Annotated in this window: 22 protein-coding genes and 1 pseudogene; 13 read left to right on the top strand and 10 right to left on the bottom strand. The window is 56.3% G+C overall.

Annotation, left to right across the window (positions count from 1 at the left end; all coding sequences use genetic code 11):
• The 6 genes and pseudogenes from glyA to AC2FEE_RS24375 form a co-directional block, all read right to left on the bottom strand.
• Positions 1-134 (bottom strand): annotated as a pseudogene (gene glyA, locus AC2FEE_RS24400) (serine hydroxymethyltransferase); the annotation flags it as partial.
• Positions 135-155: 21 nt separating this feature from the next.
• Positions 156-2,786 carry a phosphoenolpyruvate carboxylase gene (locus tag AC2FEE_RS24395; RefSeq protein ID WP_496868025.1) on the bottom strand — a complete coding sequence of 877 codons (2,631 nt, stop codon included), beginning with the start codon at positions 2,784-2,786 and terminating at the stop codon, positions 156-158.
• Positions 2,786-3,757 (bottom strand): 2-hydroxyacid dehydrogenase, encoded by a 972-nt coding sequence (locus tag AC2FEE_RS24390; protein WP_496868024.1) that lies wholly within the window; start codon positions 3,755-3,757, stop codon positions 2,786-2,788. The genes AC2FEE_RS24395 and AC2FEE_RS24390 overlap by 1 nt, the downstream gene beginning before the upstream one ends.
• Complete coding sequence (gene sucD, locus AC2FEE_RS24385; RefSeq protein WP_496868023.1) at positions 3,757-4,644, bottom strand: succinate--CoA ligase subunit alpha; 888 nt, start codon at positions 4,642-4,644, stop codon at positions 3,757-3,759. The genes AC2FEE_RS24390 and sucD overlap by 1 nt, the downstream gene beginning before the upstream one ends.
• Positions 4,644-5,840: a malate--CoA ligase subunit beta gene (locus AC2FEE_RS24380; RefSeq protein WP_496868022.1), complete on the bottom strand. Its 1,197-nt coding sequence runs from the start codon at positions 5,838-5,840 to the stop codon at positions 4,644-4,646. The genes sucD and AC2FEE_RS24380 overlap by 1 nt, the downstream gene beginning before the upstream one ends.
• Positions 5,841-5,868: 28 nt before the next feature.
• Positions 5,869-7,110 carry a pyridoxal-phosphate-dependent aminotransferase family protein gene (locus AC2FEE_RS24375; protein WP_496868021.1) on the bottom strand — a complete coding sequence of 414 codons (1,242 nt, stop codon included), beginning with the start codon at positions 7,108-7,110 and terminating at the stop codon, positions 5,869-5,871.
• 219 nt (positions 7,111-7,329) lie between these two features.
• Between AC2FEE_RS24375 and AC2FEE_RS24370 the strand changes: the two genes are divergently transcribed.
• Positions 7,330-7,959: a response regulator transcription factor gene (locus AC2FEE_RS24370; protein ID WP_496868020.1), complete on the top strand. Its 630-nt coding sequence runs from the start codon at positions 7,330-7,332 to the stop codon at positions 7,957-7,959.
• Positions 7,960-7,974: 15 nt separating this feature from the next.
• Here AC2FEE_RS24370 and AC2FEE_RS24365 read toward each other — a convergent pair whose 3' ends face one another.
• Complete coding sequence (locus tag AC2FEE_RS24365; RefSeq protein ID WP_496868019.1) at positions 7,975-10,503, bottom strand: VWA domain-containing protein; 2,529 nt, start codon at positions 10,501-10,503, stop codon at positions 7,975-7,977.
• Positions 10,504-10,846: 343 nt separating this feature from the next.
• Between AC2FEE_RS24365 and AC2FEE_RS24360 the strand changes: the two genes are divergently transcribed.
• The 9 genes from AC2FEE_RS24360 to AC2FEE_RS24320 all read left to right on the top strand — a co-directional run bounded on the left by AC2FEE_RS24360 (position 10,847) and on the right by AC2FEE_RS24320 (position 19,272).
• Positions 10,847-12,106, top strand: coding sequence for an aminotransferase class V-fold PLP-dependent enzyme (locus tag AC2FEE_RS24360; protein ID WP_496868018.1), 1,260 nt, complete (start codon positions 10,847-10,849; stop codon positions 12,104-12,106).
• Positions 12,107-12,253: 147 nt separating this feature from the next.
• Positions 12,254-12,376: a hypothetical protein gene (locus AC2FEE_RS24355; RefSeq protein ID WP_496868017.1), complete on the top strand. Its 123-nt coding sequence runs from the start codon at positions 12,254-12,256 to the stop codon at positions 12,374-12,376.
• Positions 12,376-13,308 (top strand): hypothetical protein, encoded by a 933-nt coding sequence (locus AC2FEE_RS24350; protein ID WP_496868016.1) that lies wholly within the window; start codon positions 12,376-12,378, stop codon positions 13,306-13,308. Before AC2FEE_RS24355 ends, AC2FEE_RS24350 begins: the two co-directional genes overlap by 1 nt.
• Positions 13,309-13,373: 65 nt before the next feature.
• A complete protein-coding gene (locus tag AC2FEE_RS24345) occupies positions 13,374-14,921 on the top strand; it encodes a hypothetical protein (protein WP_496868015.1) in 1,548 nt (515 codons plus the stop codon).
• 57 nt (positions 14,922-14,978) lie between these two features.
• Positions 14,979-15,500: a hypothetical protein gene (locus AC2FEE_RS24340; protein WP_496868014.1), complete on the top strand. Its 522-nt coding sequence runs from the start codon at positions 14,979-14,981 to the stop codon at positions 15,498-15,500.
• Positions 15,501-15,579: 79 nt separating this feature from the next.
• Complete coding sequence (locus AC2FEE_RS24335) at positions 15,580-16,191, top strand: M15 family metallopeptidase domain-containing protein (RefSeq protein ID WP_496868013.1); 612 nt, start codon at positions 15,580-15,582, stop codon at positions 16,189-16,191.
• Positions 16,192-16,235: 44 nt separating this feature from the next.
• Positions 16,236-16,496 carry a hypothetical protein gene (locus tag AC2FEE_RS24330; RefSeq protein ID WP_496868012.1) on the top strand — a complete coding sequence of 87 codons (261 nt, stop codon included), beginning with the start codon at positions 16,236-16,238 and terminating at the stop codon, positions 16,494-16,496.
• A 130-nt stretch (positions 16,497-16,626) separates the two neighbouring features.
• On the top strand, positions 16,627-17,697 hold the full coding sequence (locus AC2FEE_RS24325) for a rolling circle replication-associated protein (protein WP_496868011.1): 1,071 nt from the start codon (positions 16,627-16,629) through the stop codon (positions 17,695-17,697).
• 1,236 nt (positions 17,698-18,933) lie between these two features.
• Positions 18,934-19,272: a hypothetical protein gene (locus AC2FEE_RS24320; RefSeq protein ID WP_496868010.1), complete on the top strand. Its 339-nt coding sequence runs from the start codon at positions 18,934-18,936 to the stop codon at positions 19,270-19,272.
• Between the two features lie 492 nt (positions 19,273-19,764).
• Here the strand turns inward: AC2FEE_RS24320 and AC2FEE_RS24315 are convergent, their stop codons facing one another.
• The 3 genes from AC2FEE_RS24315 to AC2FEE_RS24305 form a co-directional block, all read right to left on the bottom strand.
• Positions 19,765-20,109, bottom strand: a complete 345-nt coding sequence (locus tag AC2FEE_RS24315; RefSeq protein WP_496868009.1) for a hypothetical protein — start codon at positions 20,107-20,109, stop codon at positions 19,765-19,767.
• 1,968 nt (positions 20,110-22,077) lie between these two features.
• Positions 22,078-22,719: an NAD(P)-dependent oxidoreductase gene (locus tag AC2FEE_RS24310; protein ID WP_496868008.1), complete on the bottom strand. Its 642-nt coding sequence runs from the start codon at positions 22,717-22,719 to the stop codon at positions 22,078-22,080.
• On the bottom strand, positions 22,716-23,624 hold the full coding sequence (locus AC2FEE_RS24305; protein WP_496868007.1) for an EamA family transporter: 909 nt from the start codon (positions 23,622-23,624) through the stop codon (positions 22,716-22,718). The genes AC2FEE_RS24310 and AC2FEE_RS24305 overlap by 4 nt, the downstream gene beginning before the upstream one ends.
• A 78-nt stretch (positions 23,625-23,702) precedes the next feature.
• On the opposite strand from AC2FEE_RS24305, the gene AC2FEE_RS24300 reads away from it, so the two are divergent.
• The 3 genes from AC2FEE_RS24300 (at position 23,703) to AC2FEE_RS24290 (ending at position 25,705) form a co-directional block, all read left to right on the top strand.
• Entirely contained in the window at positions 23,703-24,197 is a 495-nt protein-coding gene (locus AC2FEE_RS24300; protein WP_496868006.1) for a MarR family winged helix-turn-helix transcriptional regulator, read from the top strand.
• A gap of 141 nt (positions 24,198-24,338) precedes the next feature.
• On the top strand, positions 24,339-24,800 hold the full coding sequence (locus tag AC2FEE_RS24295; RefSeq protein WP_496868005.1) for a carboxymuconolactone decarboxylase family protein: 462 nt from the start codon (positions 24,339-24,341) through the stop codon (positions 24,798-24,800).
• Entirely contained in the window at positions 24,797-25,705 is a 909-nt protein-coding gene (locus AC2FEE_RS24290; RefSeq protein ID WP_496868004.1) for a sigma-70 family RNA polymerase sigma factor, read from the top strand. Before AC2FEE_RS24295 ends, AC2FEE_RS24290 begins: the two co-directional genes overlap by 4 nt.
• Positions 25,706-25,803 lie beyond the last annotated feature (98 nt).

Below are 25,803 nucleotides of genomic sequence, written 5' to 3'. Positions count from 1 at the left end.
ATGTTCTCGGACGCGATCAGCTCGATCTCGTCGCGCTGACGGCCAAGCTCGGATGTGATCGAGCCAAACAGCTCAGGATCACGGTCGGCGAGGGACTGGGTGAAAAACTCGTCGGTACGGTGCGGGGCGTTCACGTTGAAACCTCCTGAAAAGGGTTAGCCGGTCCAGCCAAGGCCAGCGGAAACGGCGTTCATGGATTGCAGCAGGGGCACGGGAACCGACCCTGACTGTGGTCCGTTTCGGGCTTGTTGCAGCAGTCGGACTTGCAGCGCGTGAATCCGGTCCAATTCAACCCGCTTGCGTTCGAACCGTTCGCAAAGGCGCGGGAAGCGGTGACCGATGGTTTGACCGCCGGTCAGAAACTGCACTGCGGTGCTGGCGCTATCATATTCGGTTTTGATCGCCTGCGAGATGCTTTGGCGGGTTTTCTCATCGTGAACCAATTCACTGTATTGCGCGGCGATAGCCATATCCGCCTGATAGAGCGATTTCTCCATCTCATCGATTGCGAGACGGAACAGGCGGGAGTGTCGAAACATGTCCTGAAGCACTTCATCGCCGCGCGCGCCACGAAACTTGCGAAAGCTGGTCATCGCGGTACCAAATCCGTACCAACCAGTGATCAGGTGGCGGTTCTGCGACCATGCAAAGACCCATGGAATGGCTCGCAGATCATCCAGACTGGCTGCGCCGAACCGACGGGTTGGTCGCGATCCGATTTTCAGGCGAGCTAGTTCATCGAGCGGGCTAGCCTGCTGGAAGTAATCCAGAAAACCGGGCATTTGCAGAAGTGAGACATAGGCCGTCTTCGACAGTTCCGACAGGGCATCAAGCGCATCGTCGAACTCGGGCCGGGCAGGGGTCTCGTCAGGGTTGGCGGTATGGCGCAACGTGCTTGAGAGCAGCAGTTCGAGATGCGCCGCGGCCGTACCTCGGTTGGCGTATTTGGTCGAAACAACCTCGCCCTGTTCCGTTACGCGCAGCCGCCCGGCAATTGTTCCGCAGGGTTGCGCGGCGATGGCGCGCCCGGTGGGTGCGCCGCCTCGACTGACCGAACCGCCACGACCGTGAAAGAACGCGGCCTGAAAACCCTGCGACGCCAGCGCCGATACGATCCGTCGTTGGGCGCGCTCGAGTTCCCATGTTGAGCAGAAATAGCCGCCATCCTTGCCGCTGTCCGAATACCCCAGCATCACCTCGATTACGTTGCTATCGGATTTGAGGCTACGGCGAGCAAGAGGAACTCCCAGAACGTCCAGCAGGATCGCCGGGGCGTTGCGCAGATCGGCAATCGTTTCGAACAGGGGAACCACCGAAATATCCAGTGTCTCGGACCCGAACCCGGCATAACGGGCCAGCAGGTAAACACCGAGAATGTCATCGGCAGAACGGGTCATGGACAAGATGAATGGCCCGATTGCCTTGGGGTCAGGCCCCGATCGCACGCTATGGACCAGCGCCAGAAGGGCCAGCAATTCCTGCGCCTGATCGCTCAGCGAGTCGCGGTTTTGGTAAGGTATGTTCTGATCCGCCAGTTCGACCCGCAAACGGTCAGACCATTCGGGCGTGCCATATTCGGGAGCCCGTCCGGATTGCGACCAGATTTCGGTCAGAACTTCGGTTGTGACGGTTGAATTCTGACGGATATCCAGAGTTGTGGTTCGGAATCCGAAAACCGACGCAGCCCGGCGCAGAGGTCGGATATGCCGTCGCGCCAGAATTTCGGCGTCGACCGCGCACAATGCGGCATCAAGCGCATCAAGATCGCTCACGAATTGCGAGATGTGGTCATAGCCGCCTTCTGTCAACCGATGGCGGATGCCATTGAGAGCTTGCCGGAACGGTTCGTTCCGATTGCGACCGGCGTCAGGGGCTCGATCGACAATTAATTGTACAAGCGCCCTGTTGGGTTCGGGCAGCGGTAAAATGAGCGCACTGATGCTCAACCTGCTCGCGGCCCGATCAAGCGCCTGACGATAAAGATCCAGAACCGTTTCGCGCCCGCGCCGCAGAGCCAGTGCGGTCATCTCGGTCGTGACGTTCGGATTGCCGTCCCGGTCGCCGCCGATCCAGCTGTGAAAGCGGATATCGGGTGTTTCGTACAGGGTCTTTCCCAACACCTGAAGGCAGGCCTGGTCGAACCGATCCATGACCTGAGGGACGGCGTCAAAGATTGCATCCCGGAAGAATTGCAACCCCCACTCGATCTCGTCGTGCAAGCTGGGGCGCGACAGGCGAAGCTCGCCTGTAAGCCACAAGAGATCGATCTCACCTTCCAGACCATTCAGCAACTCGGTGCGTTCGGTCGGGGTCCAGCGTTGCGTTTCAAGACTGACAAGGCTGCGGTAGATACGCCGGTGAATTTCCAGAACGGTGACCCGTTTCGCTTCGGTCGGATGTGCGGTCAGGGTGGGACCAGCACATAGGTCAGCGGTCAGCTTTTCCGTCTGGCTGCCTGTCAGGGACAGGTCCGACAACACCTCGGCAAATCCACCTTCGACCGCTTCGGCCCCACTTTGGGACTCTGTCAGGCGGCGGTTCCGGACTTCGGCGTTTTCATCAATGATGCGCAACAGTTGGAACCAGATTGACAAGGCCTGCAAATACGGGGTTGCCTGGGACCCTGTGGGGATGGGGTGCAGCGGCGTTACCTCAGCCCACTTTGCCACGTGAGGCGCCCGTTTCAGCAAAATGTTCCGCCACAACGCACGCAGTTCCGAGCGCAATCCTTCGGCATAGTTCGAAGTGTCGGGGTTGGACTGAATATGCCGGGCCAGCGTTTGCATCAGATCACCCGGTCGCGCGGCTCGAGGCCTTGGAAAAAGTCGCTCAGGTTATCCAGCACACGAAACCCCATTGCCTCGCGCGCTTCACGCGTGGCACTGCCCAGATGCGGCAGCATCACGAGGTTGTCGCATTGCAGAAGGTCCGGGCTGATACGGGGTTCGCCGTCGAACACATCCAGTGCCGCACCGCCAATCATGTCGAACATCAGTGCCTGAATCAGCGCCCATTCGTCGATCACTTCGCCGCGTGCGGTGTTGATCAGGAACGCGTCCTGTTTCATCAGGCTCAGCCTGCGCGCGTTGATCAGGTGGCGGTTCGCGGCACCCCCGGGGCAGTGCAGTGAGATAAAATCGCATTGCGGCAACAGCTCATCAACCGTGTCCACCTGGATCGCGTTGCACTTGGCCAGCACATCCGGAGCAATCGGGCTGCGGTTATAGACGAGGACATCCATGCCGAACCCGTGGTGGGCGCGGCGGGCCATTTCCTGACCGATGCGGCCATAGCCGATGATGCCCAGCGTCTTACCACTGACCTTGGTGCCGACAAGATGGGTCGGACGCCAGCCGGTCCAGTTACCGGCGCGCAATTCGCGCTCACCTTCACCGGCGCGACGTGCCACCATCAGCAACAGCGTCATGGCGATGTCAGCGGTGCATTCGGACAGCACGTCGGGTGTGTTTGTCACGGTCATGCCCAACCCACGCGCGGACGGCTCGCAAATATGGCTGTAGCCGACACCGTAATTGGCGAGGATCTTTGTCTGCGCACCGGGCACATCCAAAGCTTCGGCGCTGAGCGTATCGGTGACGGTGGGTAACACCGCGTCATAGGATTTCAGCGCCTGCCGGATTTCGGCCGGGGACATGGGCTTGTCCCCGGTATTCAGTACGGCGTTATAGTTCTCGGCCAGCTGCGCCTCGACGGCGGCGGGCCAACGACGGGTAACTAGAACCGAGGGTTTGACCATCACGCAGCCTCCATCACACGAGCAATTGTCTCACCGATCACAGCAGGGTTTTCCGCCACGGTCACGCCGGCGGCCGACAGGATTTCGACCTTCTCGCTGGCGCTTTCGCCAAAGGCTGAAATGATCGCCCCCGCATGGCCCATGGTCCGGCCTTTTGGTGCAGTCAGACCTGCAACGTAAGCCACTACCGGCTTGGTGATGTGATCGCGGATATACTCCGCAGCTTCGGCTTCCTGCGGGCCACCGATTTCACCGATCATGGCGATGATATGAGTGTCCTCATCCTCCTCGAACCGCTGCAGGATGTCCTTGAAGGACGAACCGTTGATCGGATCGCCGCCGATGCCGACGCTGGTCGAGACGCCGATACCACGCTCTTTCAGCTGCGCGGCGGCCTCGTAGCCCAGCGTGCCCGAGCGACCGATGATACCAACATTGCCCGGCAGGTAGATATGACCGGGCATGATCCCCAGCAGAGCTTTGCCGGGCGAGATCGTGCCCGCGCAATTGGGACCGGTTAGCACCATGCGCTTGTCCTTGGGATAGCGATACATGTACCGTTTCACCCGGATCATGTCCTGCGCCGGAATACCGTCGGTGATGCAGACGCAATAGCGGATACCGGCATCTGCGGCCTCCATGATCGAGTCGGCGGCGAATGGCGGCGGTACGAACACGAGGCTGGCATCGGCTCCCGTCGCTTCGACGGCCTGCTTGACGGTGTCAAAGACCGGAACACCTTCGACGGTTTCTCCGCCCTTACCGGGCACAACGCCACCCACAACGTTGGTGCCATAGCGCAACATGTCCTTGGTATGGAACCGCGCCATGCGTCCGGTGATGCCCTGTACGATGACACGCGAGTCACGATCGAGAAGAATGCTCATTACACAGCCCTCATCTTGGTGCCTTGAGTAAGGTCGTTTTTCCATGCGCCGACGGCGCGTTCTGCGGCTTCCATCAAAGTGGTTGCTCGGATGATCGGCAGGCCGGAACTCGCGAGGATTTTCTGGCCTTCTTCGACATTTGTTCCGGCCAGACGCACGACTACCGGGATATCGAGGTCGAGTTCCCTCAGCGCCTGCACAACCCCTTCGGCCACCCAGTCACAACGGTTGATGCCGGCGAAAATGTTGACGAGGATCGCCTGAACATTGTTATCCGACATAACCAGACGGAATGCCTTGGCCACGCGCTCGGGCGACGCACCGCCACCGATATCGAGGAAGTTGGCGGGCTCACCCCCGGCCAGCTTGATCGTGTCCATCGTGGCCATCGCCAGACCGGCGCCGTTGACGATGCAACCGATGTTGCCGTCCAGGCCCACATAAGACAGGCCACGGTCCGCCGCTCGGCTTTCGCGCGGGTCTTCCTGGCTCTTGTCACGCAGTTCCGAGATCTGCGGATGCCGGAACAAGGCGTTGTCGTCAAAGCTCATCTTCGCATCCAGAGCCAGAACGCGGTCGTCACCGGTAATGACCAGCGGATTGATCTCGACCATTGTCGCGTCCAGCTCACTGAATGCGGCATAGCAACCCTGCAGGGTGCGCACCATTTGCTGAACCAATTTGGGCTCAAGGCCGAGATTGAAGGCGATCTCACGGGCTTGGAACTCCTGCAGACCCACCGCTGGCTCCACGATAGAGCGCACGATGCTGTCGGGGCGCTCGGCCGAGATCTCTTCGATCTCCATTCCGCCCTCCGACGAGGCCACGATCATCACCCGCTGGCTGGAGCGATCCAGAACAAAACCCAGATAGATCTCGCGATCAATCGGCACCGCTGATTCCACATAGACGCGGTAGATGCCCTTGCCCTCGGGGCCGGTCTGATGCGTGACCAGCTTGCGGCCGAACAGGTCGTCACAGGCTTCATAGATTTCGTGCTCGGTGTTGCACAGCTTGACTCCTCCAGCCTTGCCGCGCCCGCCCGCGTGGACCTGTGCCTTGACAATCCACTTGTCGCCACCCAACTCGCGCGCCCGATAGGCCGCTTGTTCGGGGCTATAGGCCAGCGCGCCCGAGGGCACGTCGACACCGAAATTCGAAAGCAGCTCTTTCGCTTGGTATTCATGGATATCCATCTGCAATCCTCCCGTTCATGCCTTGTGATCAAGCAGCGATCGACGTGCCGTATCGGCTTTCCAGCAAAGCTTCGATTGCGTCATGATCGACCTCGCCGCCCAGCTCGTGCAGGGCCTCGGCAAATAGGCGTACGATCCGACTGACGGCTTGCCGGTTCAACTGGTTCAGGATGCCGATACGAACCTGTACCGGTGCGCTGAGCGTCGGCCAGATACCGAACCCGCGAGCGCGGCAATTCTGCACCAGCTCCATCTCACGGCCAGCCAGTGCCGGCGGCAGGTTCAGCACGACGAGGCTGGGCATATCCGAAGTCACCTCGCATCCCATTTCGATCACAGCATCGCGCAAGACCTTTTCGTGGGTCCGGTAAGACAACGAGCGCTTGGTCAGACCCTCTTGCAGCGTCAGACGCAGGGATTCGTGGAAGGCCGCAACCGCGTATCCCGAGTGGGTGCGGTGATAGGTGCCTTTCTCCACATCCTGCCCGTCGACGATGCCCCAGTGGCGGGCCTCGAAAATCGGGTTGTGGACGTATGTGTAGGCACCGGTTGTTTTCAGGGTTTTGATGTAGGCATCGGTGAAGCTCACCGGCGCATAGGTCAGCGGCAGGCAGCACAGGCCTTTCTGCGGGCAGGAGGCCCAACCGGCAATGCCCCGGAAATCATCAATCGAGAAGTCATCGACACCCAACGACGAAACCGCATCAATCAGACCCATCGCGCCATGTCGTTCACATGCATCCGAGAACCCGCGCAGGTCGTTGATGCGGCCAGAGCCGGTTTCCCAATGTGCCATGAAGGCCCATTTCGGCTGGTGCTCGGCCAGAGTGGCTTCGACCATTTCACCTGTCACTGGCTGGCCATGCGGAACCTCGATCACGGTGACGCTGGCGGCCTGTGGGTCCAGCGGATTGGCAGCGTGCTCTTCGGGTGTCGCCGCCTTGATCCGCAAGGTCAGCGCATCAATGCCCGAGAAAGTGCCGTTGGTGAAGGCGACAACCTTGTCACCGGGCATGACAGCCGAGAACATGGTGTCCAGCGCGCTCCAACCGGTGCCGGCAACGGCGAAGGTATAGGCGTTTTCTGTACCCCAGATCTCACGCAGCATATACTTGCACTCGATCATACCACGCAGGACATCGCCCTGCATGTGATCCGCAACGCCTGCTTTGGCAAAAGCGTGCAGGACGCGGGCATCGGTATTGCCCGGCCCAGGACCCGCAGCAAGCGTTTCAGGAATTTCGAGCGGTGGGAAAATCTGAAAAGTCATTGTTAGACATCCTCGGCGGTTGTTCGGGCACTGCGGCCTGTTGTGTTATGTTGCCGAATAGAAAACGCGGACTTGCCCTGTAACGCAACGTAACTTACTACTGCTTTAGGATGGCTAAAAGGATGGGAAGTTTCCTACCCATTTAGGTAAAACTACCAAAGTATACCGATTTATTACCTACCCAAATGGGTGGATTTCAGCAAAAACAGGGTGAATCAGATGGCTGGTACCGCTAACGCTCCGATTGATGTCATGTTGGCGGACAGCAATCCGCTGGTCCTGTCTGCCATGTCCGAAATCTTTGAACGCGACCCGCGATTCTCACTGGTGGCGACATCAGCTACAGCCGAAGGGTTTTTGGGAACCGTGATGCGGGTGCCTGTTCAGGTCGGCGTTTTGGACTGGAATCTTCCGGTTCTGGGGGCCGCGAAACTGATCGAAGTGTTGCGCGAACAGGCTAGTGCCCCACGGTTCGTCGTCTATGGAGAAACGACCGGTGAAATCCCGCGATTGGCGATGCAGGCTGGTGCCGCTGGCTTTGCCGCGCGATCCGGCGAGGTGGAGGGCCTGCTAGAAACTTGCGCTGAAGTGGCGGCGGGGAAAATGGTGTTCCCCTTCATCGATGTTCGCAAAATGCAGCAAGACCCGATCCAAAGCCTGTCCCGCAAAGAACGCGCCATTCTCGAGGCGCTGGCAAAGGGCATGTCGAACCGGGACCTGTCGAAAGAACTACAAATCTCGACCAATACGGTCAAGTTTCACCTGTCCAATATCTACGAGAAACTGTCGGTGAAGAACCGGGCCCAGGCGATTGCTTTTTATTACTCGTCGCAATTGAGCGGTGGCTAGGCAACCGGCCTGACGTCATTCTGCCTTGATCACCTTTCGGGCCAGCACCGCCTTGTTTGAAAGGTCCAGCAGCCGAAGTTCATAAGCACCGGGCTCCTCCGGCAAGGTGATCTCGATTGGTGGATCGCCGTTGATCTTTTGAGCTGAGATCCAGGTGAAAGTGGCCTGTTCGCTGCGCGCCAGCGTGATGCGCTGGTCGGCGCTTTGACTTTCAGAACGCCAACCGACCGAAATGCTGCTGCCCGCGGGGGCACTGTCGGGTGCCTCAAGCGAAGCGCCGGTATCGAGCGCCGCGTCCGCGGCCAAAACCTCAACCGCCTGCCGGGCCAGCACCCGGTTGCCTTCGCGCAGTTGGTAGCGAACCTCGTACAGGCCAGTTTCGACCGGTGCTTTCAGATCAAGCTCGGACTGCGCACGCACCTGCGCATAAACGCCGTACTCACCATCCGGCGTGCCCATCGGCACCAGATTGATATAGTCGTTCGTACTGACCGTCCCGGTCCAAGACACGCGCAAATTATTGCCCGCACGCACTTCGTTCACCGCCTGGATTGTCACCGCGGGCTCGGTCACCTCTACCATGACCGTTGCGATGGTTTTGGAGCCTTCGCGCAGCACATAGCGGATTTCATACAGCCCCGTTTCTGCCGGGGCCTGAACGTCGCCGCTGCTGTAGTCACGGACCACGATGTAGTTGCCGTATTCTCCCTCTTCAGTGCCTGCGGGGACGATATTGATATAGTCCTGTGTATTTACGGCGCCGGTCCAGGCGACTTTGAACTTCGATCCAGCGATGACTGTGTCAGGTGCATCGATTGTGACTTGCGGCGATATGACTTCTATCGTGGCGGTCGCGAGGGTTTTTGACCCCTCGCGCAAGATATAGCGCAGCTCATACAGGCCTGGTTCGGCCGGAGCGGTCAGCACTGCGCTATCGCCGTCCCGCACAACAGCGTAATTGCCGAAGACCCCGTCATCCGACCCCGCGGGGACAATGGCAGCATAGTCCTGAGTGTTGACCCGGCCGGTCCAGGACACCTCGAACTTTGTGCCGGTGACGACCTGTTCAGGACCCGACACCGAGACCTCTGGGGCGGCGATTTCCATAGCCTCGCGCGCAAGTGTTTTGCTGCCTTCGCGCAAAACGTAACGCACTTCGTACATGCCGGGTTCAGCAGGTGCCTTGAGCTTGCCTTTAGAGGCATCCCCTATGGTAATGTAGTTACCGAACTTGCCTTCATCCGTCCCGTGCGGAACAATGTTGATATAATCCTGCGCGCTGACCGCCCCGCCCCAGGCAACTTCGAACACGGACCCGGTCAAAGCGGTCTCGGGGACCTGCAGAACAACCTTAGGGGCGGTCACTTCGATCTGCCACGACGCCACCGTGCGCTTGTCGACATTCAGGATATAGCGCAGCTCATAAAGGCCCGGATCGGCCGGGGCATTCAGGGATGTTTCGGTCGTGCTGCCGACCGCCTGATAACTGCCGAATGTGCCGGGGTCGGACCCCATCGGCACTATCGCCACATAGTCCCGCCGGTTAATCGCCGGTGACCACGCAACCTTGAGTTTCGCACCGGTCTGCACCGTCTCAGCCGCAGTCAACTCGACCTCGGGCTTGGTCACCTCAAGCGCGGCCTGACCTAATACCTCTTTGCTTTGGTTGTGCAAATACCGGACCTCGTACAATCCCTCACCGCCGGGGACTGTGACTTTGATTTCTTTGGCGTCACCAATTCGCACATAGCTGCCGAAAACACCGGGATCGGTGCCGACGGGGACAATGTTGATATAGTCGCTCTCCTCAACCAACGGCGTCCAACTGACCTGCAGATCCGACCCGCCCACGGCGGTCTCAGATGTTTTTACAACTACATCCTGCAACGCAGGCTCGGGTTCGGGGTCTGCCAGCGCCACGGCGGTGCCAACGGCACTGAGAGCGGCGCCCAACTCTTGGGAGTTTGTGGCGGTAATATACTGACCGCCGGTGTTCTCGGCGATACAGGCCAACGAGCCTGGGTCCTCATCCGCGCCCAGGCCAAACCCCACAACATGCGCGGTGAACCCAACACCCCCCTGTTCCAGCGCCAGCGCCAGCGCGCAAGGATCGCGCTCACAGCTTTCCAGCCCATCGGAAATCAACACAACAGTTGCCGGCTGATCGGTGTAGGACAGCGCCTTGGCTGCGGCCTCGACCGCGTCGGTCAGAGGGGTTTTGCCAGTTGGTGAAATTGCATTGATCTGGTCGAGAATAACACCGCGCGCCTGCTGGCCGGGCTCGACAAGAACCTCGATATCTCCGCAATCACCCCCGCGGCGATGTCCATAAGCCATTAACCCGACATTGCGTTCGTCGACCCATTCCCCCAGCAGGTTTTCCATAACGTCCCGGGCAATTTCGATTTTAGCCGTGCCGTCGATCTGGCCCCACATAGAATTCGAGCCATCAAACACGACCATCACATTCTCGTCTGCCACTACTGCGGAACCGGTCAGCAATACTGTTGTTAAAACGGTTACGGGAGAGAAATCTTTAAACATTGCAAACTCCTGAAGCGCATGAGCCACCCGGGCCGGGCCGTTCTTCTGAGCTCATTGCGCGAAACCTCTGCCACTTGATCTAAATACCGCTGAAACGCGCAGTTCCGGCTAAAAAAGTGCCAACTACATCGCTTCACCATCAATTCGTTCACCGACTATATCAAAACTGGAACGCCAATGGGGTACTGCTTGCCCTAGCGGCACCCTTTTGCCGACAGGCGACCAATGAGGGAGATGACGGTGGCAGACTATCCGATGTCGGCAATGCGCAAGATTGAATCCCGCCCGCCAGTGACGATAATTGTCAAAGACCTTGCGCCGCGCAAATTCACAGGACCTATTCATGATCCAGAACAATCCCGCCCTGATCGACGCTATCCGCGATCGGTTTGCCTATGTTGATAGCTGTCCGTTTCAGGGCGAGCGTATCTTCTTTGAAAATGCCGGCGGTGCGCTGACGCTGAAATCAGTGGTTGAGACCTCGGCATTCTACGCTGCGATTCCAGACAACCCGGGCCGCATCAATCTGGCGGGGCAGGGCACCCAGCAGGTGATCGACAAGGCCAAGGGCGATCTGGCAGTGTTAATGAATGCATCAACCGGCCAATTCTTTGCGGGTGAAAGCGGCACGGAATTGCTTTTCCGCCTGATCCGCACCGCCTGTCTGGCAGCACCAAAAGGGACAAAGGTGATCGGGTCGTCCATCGAGCACCCCGCCACCCGCAGCGCCGCCCGCCGCTGGGCGGGGATTGCCGGGTTGGACTATGTGAACGTACCCCATGACAACGAAACCGGTTTGGTCACGGCCGAGAACTACACCACACTGCTGTCCCCCGATGTGGCGGTGGCGACGATCCTGCACGCCTCGCCGGTGACCGGGATGGGTATGGATGTTGCTGCAATTTCGGACGCAATCCGGGCGGTGGCCCCGGATTGTATGATCATCGTCGACGGCATCCAGCACGCGGCGCACGGGCAGGTGGATTTGGACGCTTATGACGTCGACGGCTACGTGATCTCACCCTACAAGGTGTTTTCGCGCCACGGTTATGGGATCGCTTGGATTTCGGACCGGCTCAGCTCTGCGCCACATGACATGTTGATCGATGCCTCCGCCACCGGGTGGGAGTTTGGCACCCGCGACACCGGGTCCTATGCAACTGTTTCGGACGTGGTATCCTATTTCGACTGGCTAGGGGGTGAGGTCTCGGACGAGACCAACACCCGTAAACGGATCGAGGCCGCAGGTCGTGCCATCCACGCTTACGAGACCCATCTAACCAACGCCGCCATCAACGGCACCGGCAACTTGCCGGGCCTACGCGACATGGACCACGTCACCATTCTGGGCGGGGCCGACAACCCCGCGCGCGAAGGGCTTGTGTCTATCGTGGTTGAGGGTACGCCTTCGGAAGACGTGGTTGAAACTCTGAATCAACAAGGTATTCGCACCCACACGCGTAAGGCCGACCATTATTCCGGCAACGTGCTTGCGCCACTCGGCCTGGCAGATTGTATCCGCATCTCGTTCTGCCACTACAACACCGAACAGGAAATCGCCCGCCTTCTGGCTGCGATCAAGATGCTCGGCCAAGACGGTTGAAAAAGCTGTGCGGAAGGCATTGATGGATGAGTGAGCCATGTTGGCACATAAAATTCGAAGCCTGTGATTAAATTGCGGCCGACCCTTAACATAATCATGATTATGCGACTTTTACGCCCCTAGGTTGACCAAACTTAGGAGGACTTTATGTCGAAAGCGAAAGAGATCAGCCTTAAGGCGATGGTTCCCGTTATTGCGGGCCTTGCCGGTGGCCTTGTTGCTACCCTGCAACCGGTCGCCTTTCAAGCCTTCTGCTCTGGAGGCTTCTAATGGACCCGGCAACAATAACAGCGATAGCCACCGGCGTTTCCGCCGTGGGCGGGCTGTTCGGGGGTAGCAGCGCGCCGTCGCTCGGGAAGCAATACCGCTACGCATACGATCATGCGAAGCGGATGATCCCGGTTCAAATGAACCTGTACAACAAGCAGGCGGCGGCACAAAGCGTCCATCAGCTTGAGCACTTCAAGAAACAAACCAAAATGACCCCCGCCCTACAGCGCTATGCCGCTGAGGCGGCGGGGTTCAACCCGCTTGCGGTAGTAGGTGGCGGTGGCGGCGGCGGCGGTCCGGTTATCGCGGGCGCATCCGGCGGAACCGCTTACACCCCAGTGTTCAGCACCGCCAAATCAAACGACGCCCTCGCGGCGGCGCGCGTGTTCACAGAATTGAACGCGCTGCAACTGCAACGCTCGGAACTAGAGTTCGAAAAGGAACTCTTGGAAAAGCAGAATGAAAACCTTAAGTTGAAACCGCCAGAAGGCGGAATTTATCAACGGGGTAATAATGCGCAATCGAACAATAGTGCTGATAATAGTTCTCCTGTGGTTGCCCGGCCTGACCTTGGCGATACTGGCGAACATGTAGCGCCGGGACGAGAAGTAAAAGTAGAGCCGTATTCTAGCGGGTCAGGGCTAACCGAAATAAGCAACGCTGCAACGGATGCTTTGGGCGGGGCTATAGTTGTGCCCGGTTCCGATGGCGAACCGTGGGGGCTGGATGAACTCGGAACGGCCTTGGTATCGGCGATACCGCAGGTGCCGTACAATCTCGGCGGAAAACTCCGCAAATACGTGGATCAGCGAAAAGCGGAACGCGTAATGGATGAGTGGTTCCGGCGTGAGCGGGAACAAGACCCCGGCGGCGGAAAGTTCCGCAGAAACCTCGAAAGCATGAGACTGACGAACCCGTATTACCGCAAGTAGCGGAATGCGGCCCTTTCTCATGCGCAATCAAAACCAACCATTAAACTAGGGCAATGGAGGAAAACATGCTCTCTAAATACATGCAACCACGCGCGGTACGCCGCGAAAGCACAACCAAGCAAGGCCGCTTCCGGGGCGGTAAACTGACCCCGGTCGCTTGCGTCGCGTTCCAGCAAAGCGAAAGCGGAACCGTGCAACAAACCATCGGCCTGCGCCTCGACCCTATCGCGGGACGGATGCTCTCGGACATCACAGCCGAAATCTTCGTGGTCGGCGTACCGATCCCGGCTGCGGATGCGCTCAAAAATCCGGGCGATGATATCCCCGGCAACGCCGAAGCGCTGCGTCTCAAGATGCTGTCCGGCAATCCCGTTTTCGACCTTGAGGAAGAAAACAACATCACCAAGCGGATCGGTATCGAACCGCGTTCGATCAACGGCACCAAGAAGGTCAACGAAGTTGTGCGCCTGTCGCATAACTGTGCGGTGAACCACTTGCGCCAGCGCAAATACGTCAAGGCGGCGCTGCTGGACAGCACAAACATGTTCATCACCCCGGCCATTATAGGCCAAACCGCGCTGGACCGCCTGAACGGCGTTCTGGATCCCGAAGACCGGGTGAACGGCAAGGTGCAATTGGATGGCCGGATTAAGATCAAGGGTATCGGTCACGGCAACACGCCAAGCTACGCATCGGGAACCATGCGGGAAAGCGGCGGCACCGATGTAACCTCGGATCAGATCAACTCGACCGTCACCGCCATCCGTATGCAGGAAGACCCGGATAATCCCGGCTACCCCTTCATCTACGGCGATATGCCGACAACTGACCTGTCCATGGTCGACTTCTACCAAGCCCAACGCGGTGATGAACTCACCCGCGAAATGCGCAAACTGGTCGACCGCAACCCGCAATACGGGGAAGAAATCGTACAACGCTGGGCGGCGGGCCTCACGGTCGATTTCGGCAAGGAACCAACCGTGCTGTATCAGCGCACACAGTCCTTTGGCTCGTACCTGAAAAACGCCATGGACGGCGCAAATCTCGACGTCCAGCAAACCGATATGGATCACGTCTTTGACTACGCCGTGCCGGTTCCTCAAACCGAATTCGGCATGATCCTGATGACCTTCGTCAGCGTCAAACCGGACGAAACGCTTGCGCATCAACCGCACCCGGTTCTCTCGGACACATGGGGCAAGCGCGACTTCATCGCCGATGAACTCGCAATCGACCCGGACCCGGTAACGGTGCGCGAACTCTACGCGGACTGTGATCAGGTCGATGAGGAAACCGTCGCCATGTATGTGGGGCGCAATCATCTGATGCGCAACTATGTCGATTATGGGTTTAATCGTCACCTCGACGTAACAACCGTCGAGAACAAAACGGCCATCTGGCAACTTGAAGTGCCAGTGTCCGTGACCCCGGAAACGGTGATTTACCCGGCGGATATCAGTCACTACCCGTTTGCGGATCAACTGGCCGAGGTCTGCACCTACAACGTCACGACCATCGCCCGGATCAATACCCCGATCATCTTCGGGCCGACCCCGGTTGAGGAACTGGCCGAGATCGAGGACGCCAACATCTTCGGTGACAACGAAGAATAACAGAGGGCGCGAAAGCGCCCCCTACCCTCCCCTTTTTCAGCAAAACGGAGAAAAGCAATGCTGCAATACAGTCAAATCGCAAAGGTCAAGTTCATCGTCGCCGCTACGGGCGGGGAAATACAAGCAGAGGGGCCGGATAAGGTCACTCTCTGGAAAATGGGCCTGACACCCGGAGTACACAGCGGCAAAGCCCTGACCGAACTAATGGCGCATGGCGACGTCCTGAAATGGGACGAAGCTGTAACGCCGATTATCCCGGCGGGCCAGCGCGTCAAACCGATGAGCTACGGCCCGGGCGCGATGAATTCCGCCGCCAACCCAGACTGGCAGCCGAAGCATAGCGAGCAAGAAAAGCGCATGCTCAAACTCGCCCGCGACATGGAAAAAACCAACAAGACCATCGAAAAGCGCCTCGCCAAAATGCAGCGCCTACAGGCCGAGGTCGAGGTCATCGAGAAACCGGAGAAAACCGATGAAGCGGAAACCAAAAAACCAGAGGCCAAGCAGAAATCCGAGCCGAAAGCCAAATCCGAGACGGAACAAACCGTCACCGAACCGGAAACAAAAGAAGAAGTGTAAATGCCACGGTTAGCCCCATGGCTGGTGGAGGGCGTTCTCGTCCTCTGCCATCGCGCACAGCAAATCACGGATACGGACAATGAATGTCGATCAATTCTTTCACAAGGCGGTCCGCCGCCTGTTTCCGCACGAGAAAATGCAGGCCCCGAAACGGCAAACGATCTTTTGCTACAAGGACGGGCCAATGTACTACCTCGGCCAGCAGATCGTTAAGGCCATGGAAGACGCGGGCTATCCCGCGAAAATCCTCTACTGCTACCGGTCGCCGGAAACCCAAAAAAAGCTACTGGAACGGGGTGTCACTAAGGCTGGACCCTATGAAAGCCCGCATCAAATTTACGAAGCGGTGGACATTATCCATCCGTCGCTAGCGTGGCGGGTCAGTGATCAATACTGGATCACGCTCAACGCCTGCGTGCAGATGGTCGAACAGAAGTTCAACGTCGACCTCGTGCATGGGCACGATTGGAATGACAACGGCATTCCGGTCTATGACGACCCGAAAGAGCGCTTCTATGACGCCGCGCATATCGAGTTGAAAGACTGGCGCGAAGTCAGGGACGAACACCGTCTCAGGGTCAGGCAGGAAGGCGCACCGCGACCGCCGAACCAAGACGAACTGTGGAAACGGTTCGGGCAAGTGCTGCCGGATATCGCAATGCAGTGTGTTCGGGAAGGGCGTCACAGGTGATGTGGCCCCTACCAAAGTGCGAGCCCTATCAAGGCCACGTCCGCTTGGACGAACTTTATTGGCCGAAAGGTGGCGGGCCAGACCTGAACGGGCTGGCCCAACACAACAGATGGCGGCAAGCGAAAGGCTTGGCGCTCGTCAGGGTGTGGCACTGGCTCAAGATGAATTCCGAAGAACGTCGCGAATTCATAGCGCAAGCAATGGCTTACGTCCTGTGGGAACAGGGCTATGCCGCGTGGTGGGAAGCCGAACTAAGTTCGGCTGACCGCCCACATACCCCTCTCGCTCCTGTATGCAATTACTGACACAACACACGGTGAAATCATGTGTTCCAACCCCCAAACAGGATACGACGATAAGGGAACATTCCAGTTCGCATGTCGATCCTGCAACGACTGTATCAAAGCCCGCAAAAACGACTGGGTAGCTCGTTGCATGGCCGAAAAGGCAATCTCAGGTCAGGCTATGGTTATCCGCCTGTCCTACCGCAACAACCCAGATGACACCCTGCCCCCTCGGGCAAGGTCGTTTCATTACTCCGATGTTCAGAACTTCCTGAAAAGCCTACGTGAACGGTATTTCGAGAAATACGGCACGCGCAACGAAATAAGCTATGTGGTTGCAGGCGAACTAGGGAGTAAACGCGGGCGAGTGCATTGGCATATGGTCATCTTTTCTCGCAACCCGATAGAGGTACTCGGGAAATGGGAGAAATTCGGCGATAGCAAGGTGACCGAATATCGCAAAGAAGAAAATTACATCTGGTCGCTGTGGAATCACGGCCATGTGTACTGCCAAGAACCGGATCAGCAAGGTATGGCCTACGTGCTTAAATATTGCCTGAAAGATCAGTTCAATATCGTTAAATCGCAAGGCACCATGCGGGCGGCAAAGGCTGAAAACCACGGCTCTAGCTACTTCCGCATGTCCAAGGTGCCACCTATCGGGATGCGCTTTCTAGAGCGTCAATGTGACCGATGGGAAAACAAGCTTGTCGTGCCGCCTAAGCTGGAACTCAGCATCCCCGGTTATTCCGGGTTCTGGTGGCCGAAAGACCTGTTCAGAGAATACCTGCTGAACAGGGTGAGACGCATCAATGAGCGCTCAAACGAAGAGAGAGGCCGCGATTGTCCGCAATGGGACACGTTGCTTCATAGTGTTGTGGAAAGTGATAAAGATTGGGAAGGGCTAATCTATGGCGAGATCGAGGAAGAAGAAGAAGGCTACGACAAATACGACTGGCAAGAACGCATCGGTCACGAGGACGCGCAAGTCAGAAAACGGTGCGGCGGTCCCCTCCCGTGTAAACTCTGTTTCAAGGGGTACAGAGCGACGGGCCAGAAGGAAATTCGACAATACAGAGCAAGGCTCGTTGACGAGTACTTCCTCGACGAAACTTCGCCCCCAGGACAAACCTTTGACCAATGGTACCGTGCGGCCCGCACGATCAACCCCTATTGCCACCTCAGCCAAACGGATGGGCGTAAAGCCGCCTTCCGAGAATGACCGGAAACGGACTAAAGCGTTGGATGATCCGACGCGCGATGACCGGAAAGTGTGCAAGGAAAGGCCAGACGGTCGAGTACCGAGCAAGGCAGCGGGTGGATCACGGGCATTCGTGCCGTGGTGCAAGAAAACCTGACTTGTCGCAGCAGCGGGGCCGCTTTGGCGGCCCCTACCTTACGCGGTAGAGTTCTGGGCCTGAAATCTTCCGGAGGAAATTTCAGCTATCCCTTATCCCAATACCGGGGGTTTCGAAGGGGGGTACCCCCTCGGGAAAAATCGGCGCATTGCGCGATTTTGACAGGCCCAGCGGCAGCGGGCCTTTACTTCTTGCCTGCGTGGCATTGGAACGCACTTGGCCCGTCGGCCTGAGACGCATTGGAAGCCCGAGCGGCGTAATGAGTTTACGAGTGGTGAGCGGATACGGGTTCTCCGCCCGAGCTAGAAAAGGACCCGGCTTGCAAACTGCATGACTTTAGGAATTCACTTGTGCGCAGTGCAGCAAAAAGCCTCAAAGGGTCCCTAGTCGAAGGGCGGAGAACCCGAAAAAACCCCAAAAAAAAACAGAGATTTTCCAGAAATTTCGGAAAGGTTACAGGAGTGTTACACACTTTCCTGAATAGAGGAGTAATTCAGGCTCTACAATCAATGGTAGAGCCGTTGCAAAATCAACACAAAAAACGAAAAGACGAAAAAAGAGCGAAAAACAGCCAACCGGCTATTGACGCCAGATACAACTTGTGCCAGCAAATAGGCACTCACCCGATATCTAGGGGGTGGTCGCTACATAATGGTATATACAAAATGTATTTACCATACTCATGATTACCCGTGGTGGTCGTTTTGTTGGGGATTTTTGTCGGAGTACGTAAATAATGGGACTGAATTATTGAGACTCGCCTCCCATTGAATTCAACACCTTAGGATTTTTGCGTTTATTTAGTGTTTCGATGGTTCAAGCGCTTCAAGTCTACGTTAAACGAACGCCAGTGAGCCTCTTCGCAACCTGGAAACCGGCGCAGTGTGTCTTACTTAAGTTTGGTTGATCAGCAGAATGCTCTGCCCCAGCACACGGCCCATAGCTGCCCTCTATCCGATGTATCGAGCGGCTTCCAAACGGCGGCTTGTGAGGTGCCCAAGGCGTTCCAGGACTCGGACGAGAAAGACGCCTGTACAACTTGAGGTGTGTCTTGATCGTCAGTCTGCAATTCGGGCAGCGGATTGGCGCTGACCTCCTTGATGGCTTTGCCGACGAATGAGGTTGTGCTGATCCGAGAAGGCAAAATGCCGGTGATTGCAAACAAGATCCGTTACTTCGAAGATCCGTATTTCATGCAGTTCCTGGGCGGCGATAGTCCGAAGATCAAGGGCACACACCTCGATCTGGCTGCAGAGCAAGCCAAGGACACGGCAAAGGCCCTGGCTGATGCGAAACCGGCCCCTGCCCCGGTGAAAGAGGTTTCGGAAAAAGACCAGGAACTTCAGGCCGCTTTTGATGCGCAGCGCACTGTCGCAAAACGCAAAAGCCGTTCAGCGAAGGATTTGGCGATGGAAAAGGTGAACTCGAAACGACCTTAAACTAACGCATCAACTTTCGGGTCAAGAAATCGTCAAATGGCACGGGGGCTATGATCTATGGCGCGCGTTGACCCAATCGAATTCCAACAATTTCGGTTCTAAGCGCACTCATGCGCAGTCGTACTTCAGTAACGGCGTTGGTAGCCACCACAACAACTTTCTTCGAAACAGAGGAAGCGACAAAGCCGGCAACAACTACTCCAATGCCACCCCATGTCGAAGCAAATGCCGCAGATGCCGAAACGTCCCCTAGTGTACCAATGAATGCAAGCGCTCCGCCGGCTAAGCCTAATATACGGCTAGAGCCTGAAAGCGCGCGACCCGGGTCTGGTTGTTGACCGACATAGTCATTCTGCACCAACCAGTCTCCCCAATGGCTCTGCTCTAGTGTAAGCCTGACATGCGGCATCCTCGCAGGCCAGTTTGGGGGAAGATCTATGAAGGCTAGATACGCCTTCATATGCGTATTGGGGTCGGGGGGAATATTTCCATTCATTGGTTATCAGTGGTGTCTGGATTCGCATTTGCGTCGATGCTGCCAAGTTCCTCAGATATCTCTTTAGAGCGCATAAGCTCACGCTCAGCTAAGCCAATCTCAGTGTGAAATTTCTTAAGCAACTTGGCTCTCTGCCACGCGTTGACAAAGATCAGGATCACCAAAACTAATACCACGACCAAAGTTACAACGGTTGTTGCGTTGATTGAATCGGAGCTCGAAGCGAAAAACAACAGGTTGGAGGCAGCGAATATGACAATCGCAATCAGCCCCGCTACATCGTACTTGTCGAGTACTCGGGCTTTCCTTCGAGTTTTTGATTTCGCAGCTTCAGCGTTCATGGAAGCCCTTTCTAAGCTACAAAGCCAAGCCAAATGCTGGGTGCCAAGTTTCGTATTGTCAAGCCTTACCGGCGGATCGCGGCGTTGGATATCTCGGTGTCAGTAGTACCGATTATTCCATTCATTATAGGCCCACCAAAGACATCCTATTATTCCGACGGCAAAAAGCGGCCCGTGCATCCAGCCATTGAGATACCAAGGGTAGTCGCAAGCCTGCTGGAAAAATCCATCAGAGGGACAGTTAGTGTCGGTGAAACCCGATCTGACAAGGCGAGTTAGAATCCAGGCGCAAGACAGAGAAATAGCAACGAGAAAGCCGTAGCTGAACCATTTCAGAAAATAGATTAGCGCACCGAATGCCGCTATCACTGAAACACATCTGGCCAGAGGCGCGGCGCATTCGACGCATGCACCTGTTCATGATTGTGGTGCGTTTGGCTCGTAGTCTCTTCAGAGCTTCTTCTTTTAGCTTAATCCGCCCGTGCAGCTTTGCAAGACGGACTATTTCCATCTGTTCCGCAAACCTGAGCCATACAGCCCGAAGCCCGAAAACACTATCAAGTTGCGGTTTGATGACCTTTTTAGGGGGCGGGTTGTTGTGCGGTAATCCCATCATTGCTGCAACCTGCCCTGGCGAAGGCAATGAAACTCCCACTACAATTAAACCGCTTAGCAGGATTCTTGGTAAACGTCTATTGAACATGAGAAGCATCAAAATTCACCTCGAAGAAAATGAAATTCAAGCATCAATCTGTAAATATATTTCATTGTGGCCGTTTTTGTTTCGCTGTCAATCAAAACCATTTCAGCTTTAGATCCGGACAGGGCAAATGAATTGAGCGAGTCGCTTGGTTAGCAAGGCAATCACATCATATCCGTTAGGGGCTGTGGACACGGCAAAACCGACCCGGGAGAGTACCGTGAGCACAACTAATCCTAATTCCGCCCTTGAAACCGAGACCGCAGTTAAAGCGAATTCACCCAATAGGGTTCAACGTTGAGTTCGGGCTCGACGCGGTCATCTGGTTTTTTATGGTTGGGGATTTTAGGGACGAGCTACCGCTTTTTTGCCTGACCGGAATCCCATTTACCCCTGCAGCCACAGACTGGAGGCCGCCACAGGCGACGCTCGCCATGACCGCAAACGACAGATACAAGCCACTCACACGCTGACGTCGAATGGCAGAAAAATCCGCGACCTGTTAATTGCCCGGTCCATCTTCGCCGCATCGAAAATCAATGACCGATTTGCCCGCCGCGCAGCAGCGTTGGCAACTTGGCAATTGCCGCGATTTTCATGCTGCTTGCACGCGCAGCACGTTTTGAAGACTTCCGCAGTGGGGCTCATTGCAGTCGTTCTCTGCGCGTTGAATGAAGGACTGCTTGTCAATTGTTCGGCTAGAAAATCACGATTTCTGGAGTCTCAAAAATTCAAAGCTCTAAGTAGCTGTTTTTGTTGGAACCGCAGTCTCACCATTAAAGTGATCCGACAATTTTTGTCGGAGTTCTTGTCGACAAATACTAAGCGAAAGATAGACAAGCTTTAACAAACGCGGGCGTTTTATCATTTTTTGATGCTGATAGTTCGGCCAATCGAGTCTCGAAAACCAGAGCCTAAACAATGCTGTCATACGATGAAGCTTATTCGAATATCGCGACCTGGCGAATTACCGCCACCACCAATAACTTTGCTGTCGGGCACCTTCAAAGCCAAATCCAGAAGCCTGCTGGGTGAGACCGCTGAACATGTACGCGAATTGGATGCGTTTCCAGTGGGAAGACCGTGCAGTGCATAATCTTCCCGAGTGAGCTCGTAAAGCAAAGCCGTTTGGGGTGCTCCTTTTACCCGTGGTGTTTTGCGAACGGCCTCGAATTCGTCGATTAGTGTGTCGAAACAGGACACGAGAAACCTCCCCAGTTGCAAATTGTCAACGAGGAGCCCTCACAAAGCGACCAGCTAATGATATATCAGTAACCTACGGTAAAGGCAGCGCGTGGAAACTTGGCTGACTGTGCCTCATCCATAATAGCGATCGCAAAATCTTCCGTAGAAATCTGTGAGTTGCCGGCGTCATCAACGATCAGGTTATCTGTGTCGGTTCTGAAGACACCCAGGCGCTCACCGGGCTGCAATAATGCGGACGGGCTGGCATAGGTCCAGTTTGACGAGGCATCAGATGAACAGAGTTCCCACTGCGCCATGGACGCACGTGCGGTTGGGACTATGCTTTCGGGCAGAAAGTCTGGATCTGACAGGACGGTGTGCGGGCTGCCATCAGGCATATGAAGACGTGCGGCACCACCGATAATGATTACTCGAAGACCGGCAAGAGATGCGGCGTCCAGGATGGATCGGGTCAACGCAACAATTTCGCCCTCACGCCCGGCTGGTGTGCGCACAGCGCTTATGGCCAGATCCTGACCGGCCATGGCGGTGGCCAATGCCGCAGCGTCCGTAACGTCCGCAACAACCGGCTTGGCACCTTTGGGTAGTTTTTTGAGCCCCGCCTCGTTTCGCACAGCCGCGGTAACGTCATGGCCACGCGAGATCGCCTCAGTCACGACACGAGAACCAACTTCGCCAGTGGCACCAAATACGACAAGTTTCATGAGCATTCTCCTTTAGAGATGAGATGTGAATTGGAAGTTTTTGAAAGTGGGGAAGTGCCTATACGCCCAGCACGCTGCCCAAGCCAGATTGCCGTGAGTACAACTCCGGCTCCGATGATCTGGGTGGGTGTCAAAGTCTGATCAAGAAGCATCCATCCAATAATGACTGCGGAAAGCGGGCTGAGAAAACCAAGCGCTGAAACGGCGCCGGGCTCGATCCGGGAAACGCCTCGGAACCATAAGATGTATGTCAGCGCAGCCCCGATCAGAGTTAGATAGACGATGCCGGTGATATTTTGCGTATTCAATGGCGGCAGTGCAGGTTCAAACAGAAACGCCAGCGGTATCAGCAACAGCCCCCCTGCCGAGAGCTGCCAGGCCGCCAAGGTCAAAAGAGGCACAGGGGCTTGCCACTTCCGGGTCAGAACTGTGCCCGCCCCCATGGAGACTGCGCCTCCGATGCCTGCAATCACTCCAATCGGATCAAGTGAAATCCCCGAACCAAGCACAAGAAGTCCGACCCCAATGATCCCGATCAGAGCCGCGACCACCGCAGATGTCTTGACCGTCGGACCAATCAGCATCGCAGCCAGGAACACGACGATCGAAGGCTGAACCGCTCCGACTGTTGCAGCCACACCTCCAGGCAGTCGGTACGCCGCCACAAATAACAAAGTCCAGAATACCGTGAAATTGAGCGCACCAAGAACGAAGGCGCGCATCCACCAGATGCCCCGCGGCAACTGCCAGGCCAGAACGAGCAAAAGCAGGCCAGCAGGCAACGCACGCAGCGCGGCCAATGTGATTGGATACCCGGCAGGAAGAAATTCGGTCGTAACGTAGTACGTGCTGCCCCAGACCAGCGGCGCAATGGCAGTGACCGCGATGTCTGCGTGACGTTCCATGAGGATTCTCCCATTATCTTGACGTCAAGATACATTTTAATCTCTTGACGTCAAGATAAATCTTCGCAATATGCTTCTATGGACCACGTAGATCGTATCGTTTCGCAATGGAACAAGGCCCGACCCGAACTCGATGTCGGCCCGATGGAAACGATTGGACGCCTCTCCCGTCTTGCGGCACAGCTCAGGAAAGAGATGGAGAAAACCTGGAAGGTTTATGGGCTCAACCCCGCCAGCTTTGATGTCCTGGCGACGCTGCGCAGATCCGGAAAGCCTGAAGGCTTGTCGCCAGGAGAGTTGCTTGAACTGACCATGGTAACCTCAGGAACAATGACCAACCGGATCGACCAGCTCGTCAAGGCAGGCTTGGTCGAGCGCGTGCCAAATCCGGAAGACAAACGCGGCTTCTTGATCCGATTGACCAGGACCGGGTTCTCAAAAATCGAAAATGCCGTCTCAGATCACGTTAAAACGCAACATCGGCTTATGAACGGTATATCACCCGCGCAGCGCGATAACTTAAACTCATTGCTTAGAGCACTGGGCGAAACGGTTGACGTAGATACCAAATAAAACGCAGGTGAACATTGCGCAACTCGATTGAGATTTAACTATACACCCTGCGCAATAAAAACTGATTTATTGCGCTCCCATGTCACAAAATCGACGCCTGCCGCGTCCTGTTTCCGTACACCCCGAATACAGGAGCACCTTATGCAATCCCGTCTCAACCATTTCGCCATTGCCCCGCAACTGATGCAGCCAATGCTCGAAATGGAGGAATGCCTAAAAACAGCGGGCCTTGAGCACAGTCTGATCGAACTGGTAAAATTGCGCGTGTCGCAGATCAACGGTTGCGCTTTCTGCATCCACATGCACACCCATGACGCGCGTGCGCAGGGTGAGAGTGAAGACAGGCTTCACTTGCTGAATGCGTGGCGAGAGTCGTCTCTTTACTCCGAGCGTGAACGCGCCGCTCTTGCCTGGGCCGAAACACTGATCCGTATCGAGCAGAATGGTGCACCAGATCACATCTATCAGGAGATCGCAGCTCAGTTTTCAGATCAGGAAATGATCGCCCTGACGTTGGTAGTGACAACGATCAATGCCTGGAACCGCATTGCTATTGGCTTTGCAACGCCACACTCTGCCGCCAAGGAGGCCTCGGCTGCATGAGTCGTATGACTTCACTCGTCAATGACCAGACATTTGTCGATAAGCGACCGCGCTTGTTCGCGGTCGCTTATCGAATGTTGGGCACAGTTAGTGACGCGGAGGATGTAGTACAGGACGCATTTTTGCGTTGGCAGAGGGTTGATCATACCAGTGTGCGGGACGCGACGGGGTTTCTGATCCGAACGGTGACGCGGTTATGTTTGGATCACATGCGGGCTGCGCGTACTAGACGCGAAACATATCCCGGCGAGTGGTTGCCTGAACCACTAATCACAGATGAGGCCACCGAGCGACTTGATCGTGACGTCTCGGTGGCGCTGCTACTGGCGCTGGAGCGATTATCACCTCTCGAGCGGGCAGCCTTTCTACTCTACGATGTATTTGAGCAGTCATATGACGAACTTGCACAGGCGCTGGAACGCACACCTGAGTCTTGCCGCCAGCTTGTCAGTCGTGCCCGGAAACATGTGCAGCGCAGCAAACCTCGAACGCAGGTTGAGCCGCAAAAGGGCGAAGCCATCGCGAAGGCCTTTTTCAGCGCTGCGAAAAGCGGCGACACCGACGCCCTTACCAAACTACTTGCGCAAGACATAAGATTTGTTTCGGATGGCGGCGGCAAAGTGTTGGCGACACTCAATCCGATTTTGGGCCGAGACAAGGTAATGCGGCTTTTGTCTGGACTGGCGCGCAAACACTCTGATCAACCTGTCCAGCAATGGCAATTCTGCCACCTGAACAATCTGCCATCGATCCTCAGCCACGAAACGGGCGACATTCTGCAAACCACGTCGTTGGAGATCGAATGTGGGATGATCACAGCGATCTACGTCGTGCGCAATCCAGAAAAGACCCGTCATCTGTCCTTCGACGAACACACGCCAATAAGTCGTAACATAATTGATTAGGCTGACAACGTTCCGCCCATTGCGGATGAGGTGGATGGCTCCTGCTCCACCGGCATCGAACGTGCCAAAGTGCAGTTGTTATCGACTGCTAGGAAAGG

Source organism: Ruegeria sp. YTSC199, from assembly GCF_059609725.1.
This window is presented reverse-complemented; position numbering and strand designations above follow the sequence as displayed.